This window comes from Longicatena sp. (assembly GCF_982403165.1).
On sequence record NZ_CEVYEL010000053.1, the window covers coordinates 1 to 16,381 of the forward strand.

A 16,381-nucleotide genomic window follows, 5' to 3' on the forward strand; every position below is an offset into this window, starting at 1 on the left:
ATTGTATAGGAGTTAATCCTTTTAATTTTACTGTGATTCTTTGTGTATTATAATACTTGATATATTCTTTCATGGCAATACGTAATTCATCTAATGTTTTAAATTCATATTCATGTCCATAAAACATTTCTCGTTTCATAATCCCAAAGAAGTTCTCCATAGGTGAGTTATCAAGACAATTTCCTTTTCGTGACATTGATTGGATAATTCCTTGTTCTTTCAATACTTTATGATAAGGCTGCATTTGGTATTGCCATCCTTGATCGGAATGAAAGATCAATCCTTTCAAGTCTTTATGCGTTTTAAAAGCGTAATTAAGCATTTCTTTCGTTTGTTCATAGTTAGGACTATTTGATATGCTGAACGATATGATTTCACGACTGTGCATATCTAATATGGGCGATAGATATAGCTTGCCGGCTGCGATATGAAATTCGGATATATCGGTTGTCCATTTCTCATCACACTTTGTAGTTGTAAAATCTCTTTCGTAGCATGTCTTATGATTTTCTTCATCCACTACTTTATTTAATAATTGGTTTTTTACGGTTCCGTTTATGGCTCCCTTATAGGATTTGTATTTTGCTTTCGGTGCAATTCCATATAAGCCTAAACGCTTCATCAATCGTTTTACTTTTTTGTGATTGATATGAAATCCTCTATTGGTAAGTTCTAAAGTAATTCTGCGGTATCCATAGCGCCCTTTATGAGTATAGAAGATATCAATGATGTTATTCATTACTTCATCATTTCCGGTATCTTTATCAACTTTAGAAACGGTATAGTAATAGGTTGATCTTGGTATCTTGGATGTTTCAAGAAGAATCTTTAAAGGATATTTCAGCCGTAATTCAAAGACAATCTTTACTCTTTCTTCGATTGTCGATTCTTCCGTGCTTGAACTACAGCTTGCAATTTTTTTAAGTATTCATTCTCCGCTTCTAAATATTGAATACGATCCTCGTTATATTTAACCTTTTCTTTATCATCCATTTCATCATAAGGTTTGATAATTACATTTTTCTTTTTCATAGCAGATGACTTTCCTTTTGTCTTCTCTACTATAACACATCCATGCTTTTTATACGAACAAATCCATTTTTGCAACATACCTCTTGATAATAATCCGTATTCTAAAGCTACAGAGCGTATTGAACAATTATCAATCAGAACCTTATCTATTATTTCCTGTTTCATCATGATTGAATAATAGTTATTTTTATCAGTTCTCAAAATATCAAATCCGTGAAGATCAATGAGACTAACTATATAGTTTACTGCCTCTGATCTGATTTTAAATTCTTTAATTAAAGAGGAAACTGTTTCTCCATTCTTTCTTCTAGCGTATATTTCTATTTTTTGTTCTCTGGTTAACTTTGACATATTAAAATGCACCTCCATAATTTGTATGTCCAAATTATGGGGTGCACTTCACAGCTCATCAAGCGAATTTGCCTTCTGTTTTTTATGTCTATCAGAAGAGATGTTTTCCATCCATTCATTTCGTTATTTCTTTATCACTGGATAAGCGTTGTACACAAGAAATACAAGTACGTGTAAAAGCCTCTCGCATTGCATCTGTCACCTTCCATTCCCAAGCGCAATGCTCTGTTTCATGTGAATGAACATCAGAAACCATAAGAATTGCTGCTGTCTGCAAATGCCGGTAATTTCCAATGCTCATAATGGCAGAGGTCTCCATATCAACACCGACACAGCCTTGCCTACGCCATTGCTCTTCTTTTCGCAGGGTTTGACGATAAATAGCATCACAGCTCACAATTGGCTCACTTTTCGCTTGTGGCAATAGATTTTTTAGCTCTTCCCATAAAGGATGCGCAGGATACGCAAAGATGAGATCTTCATAGTAATGATGAGAAGTTCCTTCTTCAGCTAACGCATGGGAAGGGATGAGTATATCACCAACATGGAAAGCAGGATGAAAGGCTCCTATCATGCCTACAGATATAATCGTTTTTACTCCTAGTTCCGCTAACGTTTCCAAAGTATCTGCAGCCTGTGGTGCTCCTCTGCCTCCATCCAAAAAACATACTTCCATGTTCTTAAAACGATATATTGGGCATGGATTTAAAAAGCGTGGAAATTTGGCGGATAGCTCATCACATTCATAGGTGCGCAAAACATAAGGTATAGCTTTCCCTATGAAGAACAGAATAGCAATTTCTGGCAACTTTTGTATCATCTTTACATCATGGTGAGAACTTTGCATATTACGCTTTGCCGTTATGATGGCATTTGTTGTATCTTCTTTCTTGCACCACGGCATTCTCATTCCTCCTCGGCACTCTTATTTTGCTTCAATAAGTATTTTCATCGCTTTGATCTCCCAATTTACAAAGGTACGTAAGAAGGCTTCTAGCTGATCTATCACAAGTCTGTCATAGACTGTTTGTGCGATGAAGGCTGCTCCATCTGCATTTGGATGTATACCATCATAACGATAATACTCTTCATGATCAGCTGTGACACTATGAATATCAATAAGCGGCAGCTGTTTTTCTTTTGCGATGGATTTAATAACGGATTGTATTTCCTTCATGTTACTTTGTGAAAATTGGTGAATTAATGTACCATCTTCACGGATTGAATACATTGTCGAAGGTAACATTAGGTATATAACAGCTTTAGGCAATGCTTGTTGATATGTTTCAATTAAGGATATATAATCTTTTTTAAAAGCCTCAGCATTTTGCCAATTTACACTTTTAGAATCATTTGTACCAAGCATCAAAAAGATGACATCGCTTTGATAAGAAAGACTTTCGCTCATTTCCTTACAATTCCAATACGATAAGATTGCTGTTTTCTGTACGGCTGCACCATCAACACCAAAATTTTTGACTTGGATGGTGTTCCCGAATCGTTTTGATAACTGTGATGGATAACTTTCGCTTTTCCTATCTTGTAAAGTGGAGCCATATGTGATGCTATCCCCAACACAAGCAATTTTTTGGATACTTGATTTTATCGCAGGAAAGGAAGGCAAACGAACAGCTACTTTTGATGTTTCCTTTTCTTTACAACCTCCTACTAGCATTCCTATAATAAGAAATACTAACGTGAATTTTGACACAACTTTATGAAATTGTTTTTTCATCATGTGTTTCCTCTCGAACTAACGTATCATTTTCAATACGCAATCGTTTCTTTCTTAATCGATTATTTATAAATTCAGCAAAGAATACATACAAGCAAGCAGTTGTAGGAACAGCCATCACCATACCAAATACGCCCCATAAATCACCAAAGACAAAAATACTCAATAATACCCATAAGCCTGGCAGGCCAACAGAATTCCCAACCACGCGTGGATAAATTACATTGTCTTCAAAATAACTGATTACCTGATAGAAGACAATAAACCAAATACTTTGCAAAGGATCGTGTGAAAGCATCATGACAGCACCAACACTCATCGCAAACATGGATCCAAATACAGGAACTAAAGAACAAACGGCAATAAGGGTACAGATAAGTTCCGGATATGGGAATTGAAACAAACGCATGCATACATAATATAATACCCATAAGATACATGCCTCGGTTAACTGTCCACCAATAAAACTTGAGAAAATACGATTTACACGACTTGCATATTGGAAGACAATCAAAGATGCATCATATCCACAAAAGGCAGCTGTTACCTTACGCAATTGGCGGATAAAATTTTCTTTCCCACTTAATAAATATAAAGAAAACATAAAACCCGTAAAACCAACGGCAAAAGATGAGATGAAATTAGAGGCACTAGATAAAATGCCACTGGCACTACCCGAAAGAAAGGCTATCGCATTGCTGACAATCTTCTCCCATGGCATTTGTATGAATTGTTCCACCTGTTGAATGTCTTCAATACGATAATCAATATGAAAATATTTTAATATCTCATCTATATTTTTAACAATATCGGTAAAAAACGACGAAAGATTTTGCATAAGTGAAATCAGTGAATCGATAATGCTTGGCAAGATGATGCTGCCAATGATGATTAGTAACAAAAAAGCAATTAAAAATGTCAGAAACATGGAAACCATGCGTTTTCTTTTACGCAAAAGCGATGTTTCTTTTGTATGGCGGATGATAAAAGATTCAATCTTTTTCATCGGTAAATTTAAGACATAGGCAAATACGATAGCATATAACAAAGAGCGAAACAAAGATAACACAAAGTCAAAACCATTTACTACATCTTGTACATGCATAAGAAAAAAAGCCAACAGCAATATATAGGTCGACAGATAAACCCATGGTTTTATTCTGTGCAACACTTTTTCATCATGAAATTTATACTTCATAGTTAAACACACCTTTCAAGTACCATTATATCATAGTGGAAATACCTGTGCCAACAAACAGTGGAAGGTGTCGCGCATAGATCATCTTATGATGATGCAAACTTATTAGCTTCCTTTATACCCGTTAAAGTAAACAAGATCGTTTTTTTCTTGATCATAGATAACATGCGTACTATCATATGAATAAAAACGCATCCCTATAAGAATGCCAAGATTCTTTCAGGATGACGTTTTATCTTTTTAATAAAGTTTTTTAAAAAGAGATTTCTTGCATCTTCAGCTATACATGAGCATTCTTTTCTTACCCTTCCATCTTCAAAAAATTCATATGCAAGGCATATAGCATGTAAGCCTTCAAAAAAGAGTCATTAAATACGACACTGATAGCTTTTAACCCAGTGAAACGATCACTTTGCTTATTTTGAGTATCCAATAGATACTGATAAATATAACAAATGATTTCTAATTCACTTTCATTTTTCAATGCCACGATGATGTCACCCACGGAAATGCGGCTAGCCTTCATCTTTTCAAATATGCTTATATGCGCGTCAGCAACATGTAAGATTTCAATTACAAATGCTTGTAACTGCCAAATGCCAATATCTGCTAATCCAAATATCCATGCCGTTTTTTCTAACAAGGCAAAGAAAGGAAACGTATGGTATTGATAAGGCGCAAGACCTTTCAAGACGCGATGATGAACAACCTTTTCTACCACATTAAGCATAGTTTCATGATCCAATAGATCATCAATTTGTTCCAATGCTTTTTGTAGCTGATCATCCAAATGCGCAATGGCTTTTTCATCGTTTAAGGAAAAGGTATAAATAGAACCAATAAGCTTATGAAATTTCTTCATAGTATCTTGATACCCTAGCTGCATATTGCGATGAATTCGTTTCGTATCAAATAGCAGAAAGCTTCCTAAGGGTACATAGGGTTCTATGTAAATAGTATCTTCCTGTGGTTCATGAATTTGATTTTTTCCAACAGCTTTTAAATCAACGGCTACGATTTGTTGAGCGCCTAAGCTGCGTGCCAGTTCAATCGGTACATTGTCATGATAGCCACCATCAAGATAGTATTCCCCATCAATCTCTTTCATTGGAAATGCCGGGAAACATGAAGCGCTAGCTAAAACATAATCAATGACACGATCTCTGTCCATCTTTTGCTTTAGAAATGGATGCGGTTGGCGGCGTGTGAAATTAACGGTCATACAGGCATAATCAATGTCACTGTTGAAAAAGGCATCTGCATCAAATAAAGGTGTAATTGTTTCAATAAACGGTGTAATATCTGCACCTTTATGATGGATATAGCTTGATAAAAAGTCGGCATATTTCCCTTTCTGAGACATGATCAATTCGATATCTTTATCCAAATTAACACCATTTACCATGATATCTTCCACCTTCAGATCTTTCCACAGATCATAAGCCTTAGGATAATCATGCTGCACATACAATACCCCGATCATTGCCCCAATGCTTGTTCCACAAACCAGATCAAATTGCTGATGCATCTCATCTAAAGCCTTCCATACACCGATTTCATAGGCACCTTTACTTCCGCCACCACCTAACACCAATGCTCTTTTCATTTCTCCACACTTTCCCATAGTTCTCTATGACTAGTTGATACTGCCTGCATACCACCGGATAAACACTTGGCGATATCTTCTTGATTCTCGATCATACCACCGCCAATGACTGGAATATCGCAATAGGCATGCAACTTTTTAACAATCCCCGGTAATAAGGCTGGTAAAACTTCAATATAATCCGGCTGTAAAGCTGATGCCATGTGTACAGAACGCATAAAGGAGCGTGAATCAATCATGAAAATACGTAAGATCGAAATGCATTGATTGCTTTTAGCAGCTTCAATCGCTTTCGGCTTTGTTGATATAATTCCATCTGCATGTACCTTCTGACACATATATTGTGTACCATATTGATCATTGGCAATACCATGAATCAAATCCATATGCACGATGCCTTTTTTGTTATGCTCATGCAACTGTTTTACCAAGTCCTCCATAAAGTTCATATGAAAATCCATGAGGATGCACCATGTATAAGACCCCTTTAGAAAGGCTTCAAATGTCTTCCAATCGGATATCACCGGCAAGATGTTCTGTATGATCATCAAATCCTTCTTTCCATGCTTCTTGATGCCAATAAGTCTGCGCCGCTGTCCGCAATATTTTTTACAATCACATCATTTACATGCACCGGCGCACTTACGCAAACGTGTTTACATGCTTCCATTATAGCAAATAATTTAGCTTTTGGAACATTTCTTGAAGTAATCACCGGCAGTAATGGATAGATAGCATGTTCTATACGTATGGTCGTCGTTAACATGCGCATAGGTTCTATCATCTCCTGACGAGCAAAGGCTGCTCCTTTCAAACAGCTATTTCCTCTGACTTGTATATCATCTTTTTGCTTCGTCACTTCTAAATGACAACTCATTGGGCAAACAATACAGTCAAATGTCTTTTTCATGACTCTTTTACCTCCACAATTAATGATTCCTCTAAAATACCAATATCTGATGGTTTTAAAATAATTCGTTCCATTTCAGAAGGTAATAGATAGCGTTTTGTTATGGTTTTGATAATACGATCCCCTGTTCGTATGTTGATCATCACCTGTTTATAAGGTCTAATGGAACGAACACAAAGGGTGATGTTTTGTGAAGGCTGGGCATCAACAGAATGCGGCAATACATAGGAAATACCTGACCCAGCTTGCGTAGAAAATTGTTTCTGTCGGTGATACTGCCCTTTGATATCTTGAACGGCACATAAAGCCGCTTCATGAGCCTCCATACTGACAAAATCCACAATATCATGGACATGCAAAGCATTCCCACAAGCATAGATATGCGGAATACTTGTTTCATAATGTGCGTTTACTTTTGCCCCTTTGCTCTTACTATCCATTTCCATATCCAAATGATCTGCTAATGACATTTCCGGAAGCAGCCCAATGGACAATAATAAGGTATCAACCGCAAAGCTTTTCTGTGTCTTTGGAAGAATGTTGCGATGTTCATCTACCTGGGCAATGACTACACGTTCCACATGAAAATCCCCTTGAATATCAACGATTGTATGTGATAAATATAAAGGAATCGCAAAATCTTTTAAGCATTGTACAATATTTCGATTTAAGCCATTGGAATATGGCATAATTTCAGCTACCCCCAACACGTTTGCCCCTTCCAGTGTCATACGTCTTGCCATGATGAGTCCGATATCACCACTTCCCAAGATGAAGATGTTCTTGCCAACGAGAATATTTTCAAGATTTAAAAAACGCTGTGCGCTGCCTGCCGTATAGACACCAGGCAGCCGTTTTCCAGGAATACTGATGGCTCCGCGATTACGTTCATAACAGCCACAAGCTAAAAGAATCGTTTTCGCCTGTACCCATACATAGCCTTCTTCTGCATTAACATATTGTACACGTAATCTCTCATCGATCCATACAACATCACTGCATAAACGATAGGGAATTCGATAAGCATGAATTTGATCTATAAAGCGTTGCGCATACATAGGACCACTTAACTCTTCATGAAAAGTCTGTAAGCCAAAACCATTATGAATACATTGCTGCAAAATTCCACCGAGTTCTTCCTTACGCTCTAAGATCAAGATATTATCTATACCAGCTTCTTTGGCCGCAATAGCTGCACTCATTCCAGCACTGCCACCTCCGATAATGATCATATCTACCTGTTTCATCGTCTCCCCTCCTTTGCCACCTCATAATAGCTGTCTTCATCATATTGCACTTCGTGCAATGGTATTTGCAATTCTCTTGCCAATAGTTTAGCGATTTCTACTTCACAATACCCTCCCTGACATTTCCCCATTCCTGGGCGCACACGCATTTTTACCCCCGCAATGCTATGGGCACCACACTTTCGATGGATACAATCGACCACTTCTTGCTCACTGATCTGCTCACAATAACAGACGATATGTCCATAGCCCGGATGCTTTTGTATGAGGGCTTGCTGTTTTGTTTCACTTAAGTTTCGCATAATGAGTGGTTTTTGACGATGCACAATATGTTTTTTCTTATGAAAAGTCAACGGAAGTTTCATGAGATCTACGATCACATATTCACTTATGGCAGGTGCTGATGCTAAGCCTGGTGAATCAATGCATCCTAAATGAAAAATCCCCTTGCACCTTCTTGATTCTTCGATATAGAAATCATTGTTATTACCAGTAGGCCGACATCCGCTGTAACTATGGATAACTTCTTGATAAGGTACATGTTGAATGATTTTTTCCACCTTTTCCTGTACTTCTTGTAAGCCTGACGTTGTTGTGCCATTATCCACCTTCTTTAATACTTCACTCGTTGGTCCTAACAAAATATTACCATGTATGGTAGGCACTGCCAAAACACCTTTTCCCGCTTTAGATGGGGCAGGATATAACACATGGGATACATAAGGTTGACTACGCTTAGCTAGAACATAATATTGACCACGTTTTGGTGTAATCGTAAATAAGGATTCTGCCTCCACCATTTCCATGATCTTTTGTGCACCTAAGCCAGCAGCATTCACAAGCATATCCACAGAATATTGTCCTTTATCACTTCTTATGACATATCCCTTTTCGCATGCTTTAATATCCAACACTTCTTCATGCAAATGAAGCTGTAAGCCATTCCATAAAGCCTCTTCTACAAGAGCCTCGCATACTTCCCATGGAGTGATGATAGCTGTATCTGGCACCCACAAAGCTTTACGAATATGTTTACTCAAGTTTTTTTCATTCTTTACTACTTCTTCACGTTCTTTTATCTCCACAGTGATACCGCGCTTTTTACCTCTTGCATACAATTCCTGTAAGATTTCTACCTCTTCTTCATTGCTTGCCAATACATAGCCTCCACAAGCCTGATAACCACAGCCTAACTGCTTACATATGTTTTGATACATCTTGGCTCCGCGTTTATTTAATTTTGCCTTTAAAGTACCATCTACAGGATCATATCCAGCATGAACAATAGCACTATTCGCCTTACTTGTTTCTTGTGCAACATCCCCATGTTTTTCAAATAATATTACCTCTACTTCTTCATATTGTGTCAGATCATATGCTAAAAAAGATCCGACAATGCCAGCACCGATAACAGCAATCGTTTTCATGCGATTCTCCTTTCCCATACGCTAAAAAAGCGACATGATAAAAACAGTCTGTTCTGTTTCTCATCTCGCTTTCTCGTAATTTTTTATTAACTTGTACTTATAGTATAGCATAAAACTGTTTTGAATTATGACGATGTTTTACTTTTTTATTTTCTTTTTGCGGACATGATAGTCACGATAATAGCAAATCGCATGAAATAATGTGCTTAACCTTCTCTTTTTCTTTTCAGATTTCACAAGAACACGTTATGAGGACAATCACAAAAGTAACTATGCTTGTTCACATATCGCAAGTATAAGAAATTCTAATAAAACCTGCATATGTTCTAGTTCGTATTCATAAAAGATGTCATAGAATAGAAAAACGCCTGTATGAACAGACGTTATATTAGTAATGAGATTTAAAGAAATCCATCAGATTTCGTAAAGACTGTATCAGTTCCTGTTCCTTATCCAGCTCCAGCTCATTTAGTAGCTTATCAATCATCTTCGCATGAAAATCATTGTGAACTTCAAGGACATGTACTGCTCGATCAGTCAATTGAAGACGCACGATACGTTTATCACGTTCATCCTTGACACGCTCCACATATCCTTTTTTAACAAGCTTTGAAGCTGAAACGGTGAGTGTTCCTTGTGTTACCATCAATCGCTTGGCAATTGCGGACATCATCTTGGATTCACTTTTGTCAATGGCTTCCAGAATATGTACCTCTGTCATGGATAAGCTGACACCTTGATCCCGCAGATTCTTCTCTTCAATCAACAGGATGTAATTAAAGAGATCTACCAGAAGTTCATTCAGCGTATGCCGTGTGTCATTCATTTATACATACCTCAATTAAGCAGCAGCTTTTTCCAATGCAGCCTTTGCTGTTTCAACGATTTTTGTGAATCCTTTTTCATCGTGAATAGCAATTTCTGACAGCATTTTACGGTTGATCGTTACGTTAGCTAATTTCAAACCGTGCATCAATCTTGAATAAGAAATGTCATTCATTCTTGCTGCAGCGTTGATACGTGCGATCCATAATTTACGCATTTCACGTTTTAAATCTTTACGGTCATTGTATGCGTATTTGAAAGAGTGCATTACCTGCTCGTGTGCAGTTTTATACAGCAAGTGTTTTGCTCCATAATAACCCTTTGCTAACTTTAATACTTTCTTTCTTCTTTGACGTGTTGTATATCCACCTTTAACTCTAGCCATGTTTATATTCCTCCTATCTTACTTCACCAGCATCTGTTTGATACGTTTGAAATCTGTGTTGTGTACCGTAGATGCTTTTCTTAAATGACGTTTCTGTTTCTGTGTCTTACCGTGGAAACGGTGAGAAGTATAAGCGTGACTTCTTTTCAGTTTACCGGAACCAGTTGTTTTAATACGTTTTGCTAAACCTCTATGTGATTTCATCTTTGGCATAAGTAGTACCTCCTATAAATAACTATTTCTTCTTCGGTGCCAGAACACATGACATCGTATTACCTTCCAGAATTGGTTTCTTTTCAATAACTGCGATATCAGAAATTTCTTCAGTGAAGCTATTCATAATCTTTTTACCAACCTCGAGTCTCGTAATCAAGCGTCCGCGGAATCGCATATCCACTTTAACTTTCATTCCATCCTCGATCCATTTGCGTGCATGACGCATTTTGGTTTCAAAATCGTGGCGGTCAATGACCGGAGACAGTCGAATTGGCTTCACCTCGGTTACATGCTGTTTCTTCTTCGCTTCTTTTGCTTTCTTCTGCTGTTCGAAGTGATATTTACCATAATCCAGCACTTTACAAACCGGTGGCTGTGCTTTTGGAGCTACACACAATAAATCCAGTTCCTGGTTGTATGCAATCTCTAAAGCTTCACGACGCATCTTAACTCCAAGTTTATCGCCATTAGCATCAATCACCATGACTTCCTTGAACTTAATCTTTTCATTTACTAAATCGTCGTTTACATTGTTAGGAATAACTCTCTTGTTTATAATAGACACCTCCATTTTGTTGCCATAAGAAAAGCGGGTACTCACTATGCACCCGCTAATATCATCATGTATTTCTTAATATGATGTAGCATTTACCTACGTCTTCAGACATCAGGTGAGAAGGGGTGCTTCTAACTTTCCACTAACTTTTCTGCTTGTTAAGCATACCATGAATTCACTGCCATGTCAAACCTTTTTTAGAAACGGTACTTCATCTTTGCATTCGCTGTTTTCTTTTATGCAGATGATTCTTGCGTATGTACACGCTTTTCTTCATTCAGCTTTACGCTTATACCATATACGAACCATCTTTTAAATGGATAGCGGTTATCTTAATTGATAACCATCGCGGACAAAATAGCCAATTCCAGGTACGAATAGATCCGCTGGAGAATCCCCTTGTTCAATAGCTTTCTGGATTGCTTTGGCATTCGCACTAAAAGCTAATACATTCTGGATACATGAATTTTCAATATCATCCTCTTCAAAATGTTGTTTAACTACCTCTTCAATATACGCATAAGACTGTAGCTGACTCTGATATAATTCACGCGTTTTTTCATTTTTCTTCACTAAAAAGAGTTTTTCACCAAATTCTACATAAGGATATGCATATTTACAATATAATTCCGGAAGAAAGCAGAAAATCTCATATGCTAAAGAATCATCCTCACACCATTTTATGAGCTGAGAACGTATCTTTACATGTTCTTGTTTACCTTTGCATGTTTCAAAAGCCTGCAATGCTTTGCGTGTATATTCCTGTATTTCATTCTTCGTGAAATCACTTTTTTCATAACTGCGTTCCTGTTGAACAAACAGAAAACACTGTTTTTCCGTATGGATAGCACTGATGGTATCCCAGTTTATGGCATATGCCAAAAGCTTTTGACTAAGTTCTTTAGCCTCTTTGCCATTGATCCATACTTCAGCTGTGGCATTTTCTTTGTCCTTTGAAGCAAACACTTTTACCCAATACACCTTTTTATTGCCTAAGCGCAAACAGATTGCCTCTTTCAGCATTGCCCAATAATCTACATCCGGTCCTTCTTTTTTTCCGATACCGCCAAGTTTACTGGCAAATACATCGAAAAAATGACGTTCTTGTGTAAATCCCTCACAAGTATATTGTTTCTCATCATTGCAGATGGCTTTTCTATATAACGATAAAACTTGATCATAATACTGTTTACAGGCGTTTAAGATGGCATCATGTACACTACTTCCACTTGCTGCTATGGCTTCAAATATCGTGTCTTCTAACCAGTCATGATGTAACTGAAATAAAATCTGCACCACATTATCATGGATGGATAAAATATCAGCATATACATAAATATCTTCATCTGATAAAACAAAGGCATCTTCATAACTAATTCCATCTTCACATATCGCGATTAATGACTCTATCATTTCCTCATGTAAGTCCTGTGTGTCTGCTACGATAAAATCCTCATTCTTTTCCGGTTTTGCTTTATTTTTTCTGAAAAACATGGATATCCTTCCTTCCATAACTGTTACCATTATACAATAAATTCCTAAACCTTTCCATAAATGCTACCGGATACCACATAATCACATATTTATCATTTCTATCCATCTTCACTATTCTTTTTCATTTATGAATTTTTTCCTACACATCTGTTTAAGCAAGCCATGATAGCATTATGGTAATGAACTGTAATAAGATATCTACGTGATAAAAATGCGCTAACTTTTATTACTTTTTTAAAGAAAACACTTGAAATTTGTTTTATATTTGGTATAATAATTGAGCAAGTTAAGTCATGACTCCTTAGCTCAGCTGGCAGAGCAACTGACTCTTAATCAGTGGGTCCAGGGTTCGATTCCCTGAGGGGTCACCATTACATAAACAAACGGAAATTTAATAAAATTTCCGTTTTTTATATTTCTATGCCGCTCTTCTGGACCCACAATAAGAAAGCTTGCTCTGCCATAGCATATCATCTATGGTGCTCATATGATAATTAAAAAATGAAAGAAAAACGATCTTTCATTCATTAAGCTAAATTTTCATAACAGGCAATTAAATGAGCAATGAGTTGTTCCTTCCCTACATCTAACACAAATGCCAGTTCATCACAAAGGCGCTCCTGAATACGCTCCAAACACTCCTGATTTTTCATGCCACATTTTCTTTCTGCATATTTCCAATTCATTAAATAAATATAAACATCCACCAGTGCATTCATATCAATATTCGAATAATTCCGCATTTTTAAAAGTTCACTTAATTCTTTTCCATAATCCGCGTGAATCGCCGGATGAAAAATTCTGTCCAGAATCAATCGCGCTGTAGCAATATCCATGATTTCTCTGACACCGGCCTTATCCATATTTTTATATGGAATGACGCTTTGGTTGCCATCTAAAGATATCATCGTGATACGATCACTTTTACGGTCATATTCCGTGATGGTACAAATGCCCAATGTGGGATGAAACACTTTTTTTTCGTTAGTTGTCATTTCCTTACCTCATATAGTAAGTGTATGCTTTATTTACACGCTTGTCAAACGAATTCTTTTTTAAAACACTTGCTATTTGAAATTATTATGTTATACTGAAGAAGTAATAACGAGCAAAATAACTATGATTTCAATATTCACATATCAGAAATTGTAATTATCTCAAAGTACAATTTCACATATGTGTTTTTTAATACCTTGAGGCGCCTCTTATACAGAAAAATGGAGGTACTATAACATGAGTACAGGAAAAGTAAAATGGTTTAACGCAGACAAAGGATTTGGATTTATCACTTCTGATGAAGGAAATGATATTTTCGTACATTACACAGAAATTCAGGGTAATGGTTTCCGTACATTAGAAGAAGGAGCGAAAGTAAGCTTCGATATTAAAACAAATGATCGTGGAGATCATGCCGCAAACGTAAACGTTCTATAATCATCACTTGTTTATGTAGACATCCCAGATGGGGTGTCTTTTTTTATATATGGTGTAGCACAGCTGCGGATGCCCAGCCCAATCCATTATTGATAAGGAATGGATGCTTTGCACCTTTTATTACTTTTGTTATCCTTCCTGATTTTATCAATAATTGATCTTTTGAATACCAGATACCTCCATCACTGGCTGTCCATAAGCCATCAAAGCGAACAAGCTCTCCCACATGGAAATGAATGGATGGTTTTTGTGCATCTTCAATTACCTGATTATTTGCCCAGCCAATATTATGCTCGATAAGATACGGATGTTGCGCTGTTTTTATCACTTTTGTTATCGTGCCTTCTTTCACCCTCAGTGAGCTAAGAGGATACCAATTGCCACCATTGCTTTGTGTCCATAAACCACTGTAATGTACATGATCCCCTACATGATAGCGTAAATATGGTTTTGGTTTCTCTGGTTTCGTGGAATTTCCATCATCTTTACTGAACCCATTGAAGCCTTTTTCCTTGATAATTTTTGGATAATCCTTATAGGCATAGTCAAAATCCAACCATCCACGATATCCATTAATTGTTCCCTTATCACTAAATTGCCACATGCCATATGGTTTATCATATGTGATTTTGCTAGCCCATTGTGCTACCCATTTATCAAATCGATCTAATCGCGGCGAATTTATACGATGCTCAAGCCAATCCAAATTTGCATAAACACCGGGATAATATCCTGCTTTTTCTAAGGTATCACAAGTATAATATACCGTTTCGATATTCATTGCATCACTCACACCATGTCTGGCTTTCCAACCATCAGCATCTTCCATATCAATAAAACAAGGATACGCTGGCTTACAGGAACGACACTGTCGTAAAAAACCTTCTGCCTCCTCTTTCATTTGTGCATGATTAGCAACATAGGAATAATGATAAAGGCCATATGGTATCTTATATCTTTCACATTCTTTTACATTACGACGAAATTGCTGATCTTCTACAAAATGTCCATAACTTGATCGTATAATGGCAAACTCTACCCCAGCCCTTTTTATAGCTTTCCAATCAATGATGCCATTATGTTCAGAAACATCTATCCCAAATCGTTTCATTTTCTTCACCTCTTGTTTTACTCTATGTATCTGAAAGAAAACGGTTTAGGTTGCAGCCATGATACCATCATAAAAAATGAAGATGATATAGGGCATAGCATCTTCAGGTAAAAAAGCCATAAGCAGAACCAAAAAAAGTAACTATCAAATAAACCTTACTAAAATAAAAAAGAAATAATATAATCTTTGATAAAACATCAAAAGATCTTTATTTCCTTTTTTTATGATAACACCTTTTCCAAGATATAATCATCCATGATGAAACCACGACCGATATCTGTCTGCACTGCATCGATATCCTGAAATCCCTTGCCATGATATACATCCAAGCTATGCTGATTATATTTATTACAAGTCAGATAAATCGCTTGTTTATTTTGTTCTTTCGCAAACTTGATTGCTTCCTTTAATAAATAAGAAGCCAAGCCCTGCCCACGTTTATCTTTTCTTAAATACAGCTTACTTAAAAATAAGCGTTCCTTTTCCGGTTTCACCCCACAATAGCCAATCAATTCAGTTTCCTCAAAGGCTAAGAAATACGTATACTGTTCTTCCTCTATGGCTTTTTTTAATGCCGGATAGCTTTGAAATTTCTCCACCATATATTCTATTTGTTCGAATGAAATAATATCTATAAAATACTCATGCCATATCTCATTTGCCAGCTTTGCTAACTGTTGGATATCCTCATCACTTTGACACTTGCGTATCTGCATATGCCTCGCTCCCTTCTTATATAGCCATTATTATAGCACTTTCTTCCTAAAAAGCAGACATCAAAATAAAAAGCTATTCCCTTTTTGATACGATTCTCAAAAGTAGACAGTACAAATAATTAAAACGTACTGAATACA

18 protein-coding genes and 1 tRNA gene are annotated in these 16,381 nt (G+C 36.7%); 2 read left to right on the top strand and 17 right to left on the bottom strand.

Going from position 1 to position 16,381, the window contains the following annotated elements; all coding sequences use genetic code 11:
* The 14 genes from AC1VS3_RS10465 to AC1VS3_RS10530 form a co-directional block, all read right to left on the bottom strand.
* Positions 1–1,383, bottom strand: a protein-coding gene (locus tag AC1VS3_RS10465) for an IS3 family transposase (RefSeq protein WP_481275642.1) whose coding sequence is annotated in 2 segments (ribosomal slippage) — positions 1–868 and positions 871–1,383 — 1,381 coding nt annotated over the 2 segments. Because the reading frame shifts where the segments join, the coding sequence is not laid out codon by codon here. This gene is flagged as partial in the annotation.
* Between the two features lie 115 nt (positions 1,384–1,498).
* Positions 1,499–2,287 (bottom strand): nucleoside phosphorylase, encoded by a 789-nt coding sequence (locus tag AC1VS3_RS10470; protein WP_020991166.1) that lies wholly within the window; start codon positions 2,285–2,287, stop codon positions 1,499–1,501.
* Positions 2,288–2,308: 21 nt separating this feature from the next.
* Entirely contained in the window at positions 2,309–3,121 is an 813-nt protein-coding gene (locus AC1VS3_RS10475) for a GDSL-type esterase/lipase family protein (RefSeq protein WP_119983519.1), read from the bottom strand.
* Entirely contained in the window at positions 3,099–4,316 is a 1,218-nt protein-coding gene (locus AC1VS3_RS10480) for an AI-2E family transporter (protein ID WP_119983520.1), read from the bottom strand. Before AC1VS3_RS10480 ends, AC1VS3_RS10475 begins: the two co-directional genes overlap by 23 nt.
* A gap of 301 nt (positions 4,317–4,617) precedes the next feature.
* A complete protein-coding gene (locus AC1VS3_RS10485) occupies positions 4,618–5,922 on the bottom strand; it encodes a patatin-like phospholipase family protein (protein ID WP_119983521.1) in 1,305 nt (434 codons plus the stop codon).
* On the bottom strand, positions 5,919–6,470 hold the full coding sequence (locus AC1VS3_RS10490; RefSeq protein ID WP_008689046.1) for a glycerol-3-phosphate responsive antiterminator: 552 nt from the start codon (positions 6,468–6,470) through the stop codon (positions 5,919–5,921). Before AC1VS3_RS10490 ends, AC1VS3_RS10485 begins: the two co-directional genes overlap by 4 nt.
* Positions 6,470–6,832, bottom strand: a complete 363-nt coding sequence (locus tag AC1VS3_RS10495; RefSeq protein ID WP_008689047.1) for a DUF1667 domain-containing protein — start codon at positions 6,830–6,832, stop codon at positions 6,470–6,472. The genes AC1VS3_RS10490 and AC1VS3_RS10495 overlap by 1 nt, the downstream gene beginning before the upstream one ends.
* Positions 6,829–8,079, bottom strand: a complete 1,251-nt coding sequence (locus AC1VS3_RS10500) for an NAD(P)/FAD-dependent oxidoreductase (protein ID WP_008689048.1) — start codon at positions 8,077–8,079, stop codon at positions 6,829–6,831. Before AC1VS3_RS10500 ends, AC1VS3_RS10495 begins: the two co-directional genes overlap by 4 nt.
* Positions 8,076–9,506, bottom strand: coding sequence for an NAD(P)/FAD-dependent oxidoreductase (locus AC1VS3_RS10505; protein WP_119983522.1), 1,431 nt, complete (start codon positions 9,504–9,506; stop codon positions 8,076–8,078). Before AC1VS3_RS10505 ends, AC1VS3_RS10500 begins: the two co-directional genes overlap by 4 nt.
* A 388-nt stretch (positions 9,507–9,894) precedes the next feature.
* On the bottom strand, positions 9,895–10,332 hold the full coding sequence (locus AC1VS3_RS10510; protein WP_008689050.1) for a MarR family winged helix-turn-helix transcriptional regulator: 438 nt from the start codon (positions 10,330–10,332) through the stop codon (positions 9,895–9,897).
* Between the two features lie 15 nt (positions 10,333–10,347).
* Positions 10,348–10,716 (bottom strand): 50S ribosomal protein L20, encoded by a 369-nt coding sequence (gene rplT / locus AC1VS3_RS10515; RefSeq protein ID WP_008689051.1) that lies wholly within the window; start codon positions 10,714–10,716, stop codon positions 10,348–10,350.
* A gap of 18 nt (positions 10,717–10,734) precedes the next feature.
* Positions 10,735–10,929, bottom strand: a complete 195-nt coding sequence (rpmI, locus tag AC1VS3_RS10520; protein ID WP_008689053.1) for a 50S ribosomal protein L35 — start codon at positions 10,927–10,929, stop codon at positions 10,735–10,737.
* 22 nt (positions 10,930–10,951) lie between these two features.
* Positions 10,952–11,503 carry a translation initiation factor IF-3 gene (gene infC, locus AC1VS3_RS10525; RefSeq protein WP_020991162.1) on the bottom strand — a complete coding sequence of 184 codons (552 nt, stop codon included), beginning with the start codon at positions 11,501–11,503 and terminating at the stop codon, positions 10,952–10,954.
* A gap of 312 nt (positions 11,504–11,815) precedes the next feature.
* Positions 11,816–12,982, bottom strand: coding sequence for a DUF6348 family protein (locus AC1VS3_RS10530; RefSeq protein WP_481275643.1), 1,167 nt, complete (start codon positions 12,980–12,982; stop codon positions 11,816–11,818).
* A 295-nt stretch (positions 12,983–13,277) separates the two neighbouring features.
* Between AC1VS3_RS10530 and AC1VS3_RS10535 the strand changes: the two genes are divergently transcribed.
* Positions 13,278–13,353 (top strand) — tRNA-Lys (locus AC1VS3_RS10535).
* Positions 13,354–13,509: 156 nt separating this feature from the next.
* Here AC1VS3_RS10535 and AC1VS3_RS10540 read toward each other — a convergent pair.
* Entirely contained in the window at positions 13,510–13,977 is a 468-nt protein-coding gene (locus AC1VS3_RS10540) for a hypothetical protein (protein ID WP_008689060.1), read from the bottom strand.
* Between the two features lie 238 nt (positions 13,978–14,215).
* Between AC1VS3_RS10540 and AC1VS3_RS10545 the strand changes: the two genes are divergently transcribed.
* Positions 14,216–14,416 carry a cold-shock protein gene (locus tag AC1VS3_RS10545; RefSeq protein ID WP_008689062.1) on the top strand — a complete coding sequence of 67 codons (201 nt, stop codon included), beginning with the start codon at positions 14,216–14,218 and terminating at the stop codon, positions 14,414–14,416.
* Positions 14,417–14,459: 43 nt separating this feature from the next.
* Here the strand turns inward: AC1VS3_RS10545 and AC1VS3_RS10550 are convergent, their stop codons facing one another.
* Positions 14,460–15,527, bottom strand: a complete 1,068-nt coding sequence (locus tag AC1VS3_RS10550; RefSeq protein ID WP_008979532.1) for a glycoside hydrolase family 25 protein — start codon at positions 15,525–15,527, stop codon at positions 14,460–14,462.
* Positions 15,528–15,748: 221 nt separating this feature from the next.
* Positions 15,749–16,243 carry a GNAT family N-acetyltransferase gene (locus AC1VS3_RS10555; protein ID WP_119983523.1) on the bottom strand — a complete coding sequence of 165 codons (495 nt, stop codon included), beginning with the start codon at positions 16,241–16,243 and terminating at the stop codon, positions 15,749–15,751.
* Between the last annotated feature and the right edge of the window lie 138 nt (positions 16,244–16,381).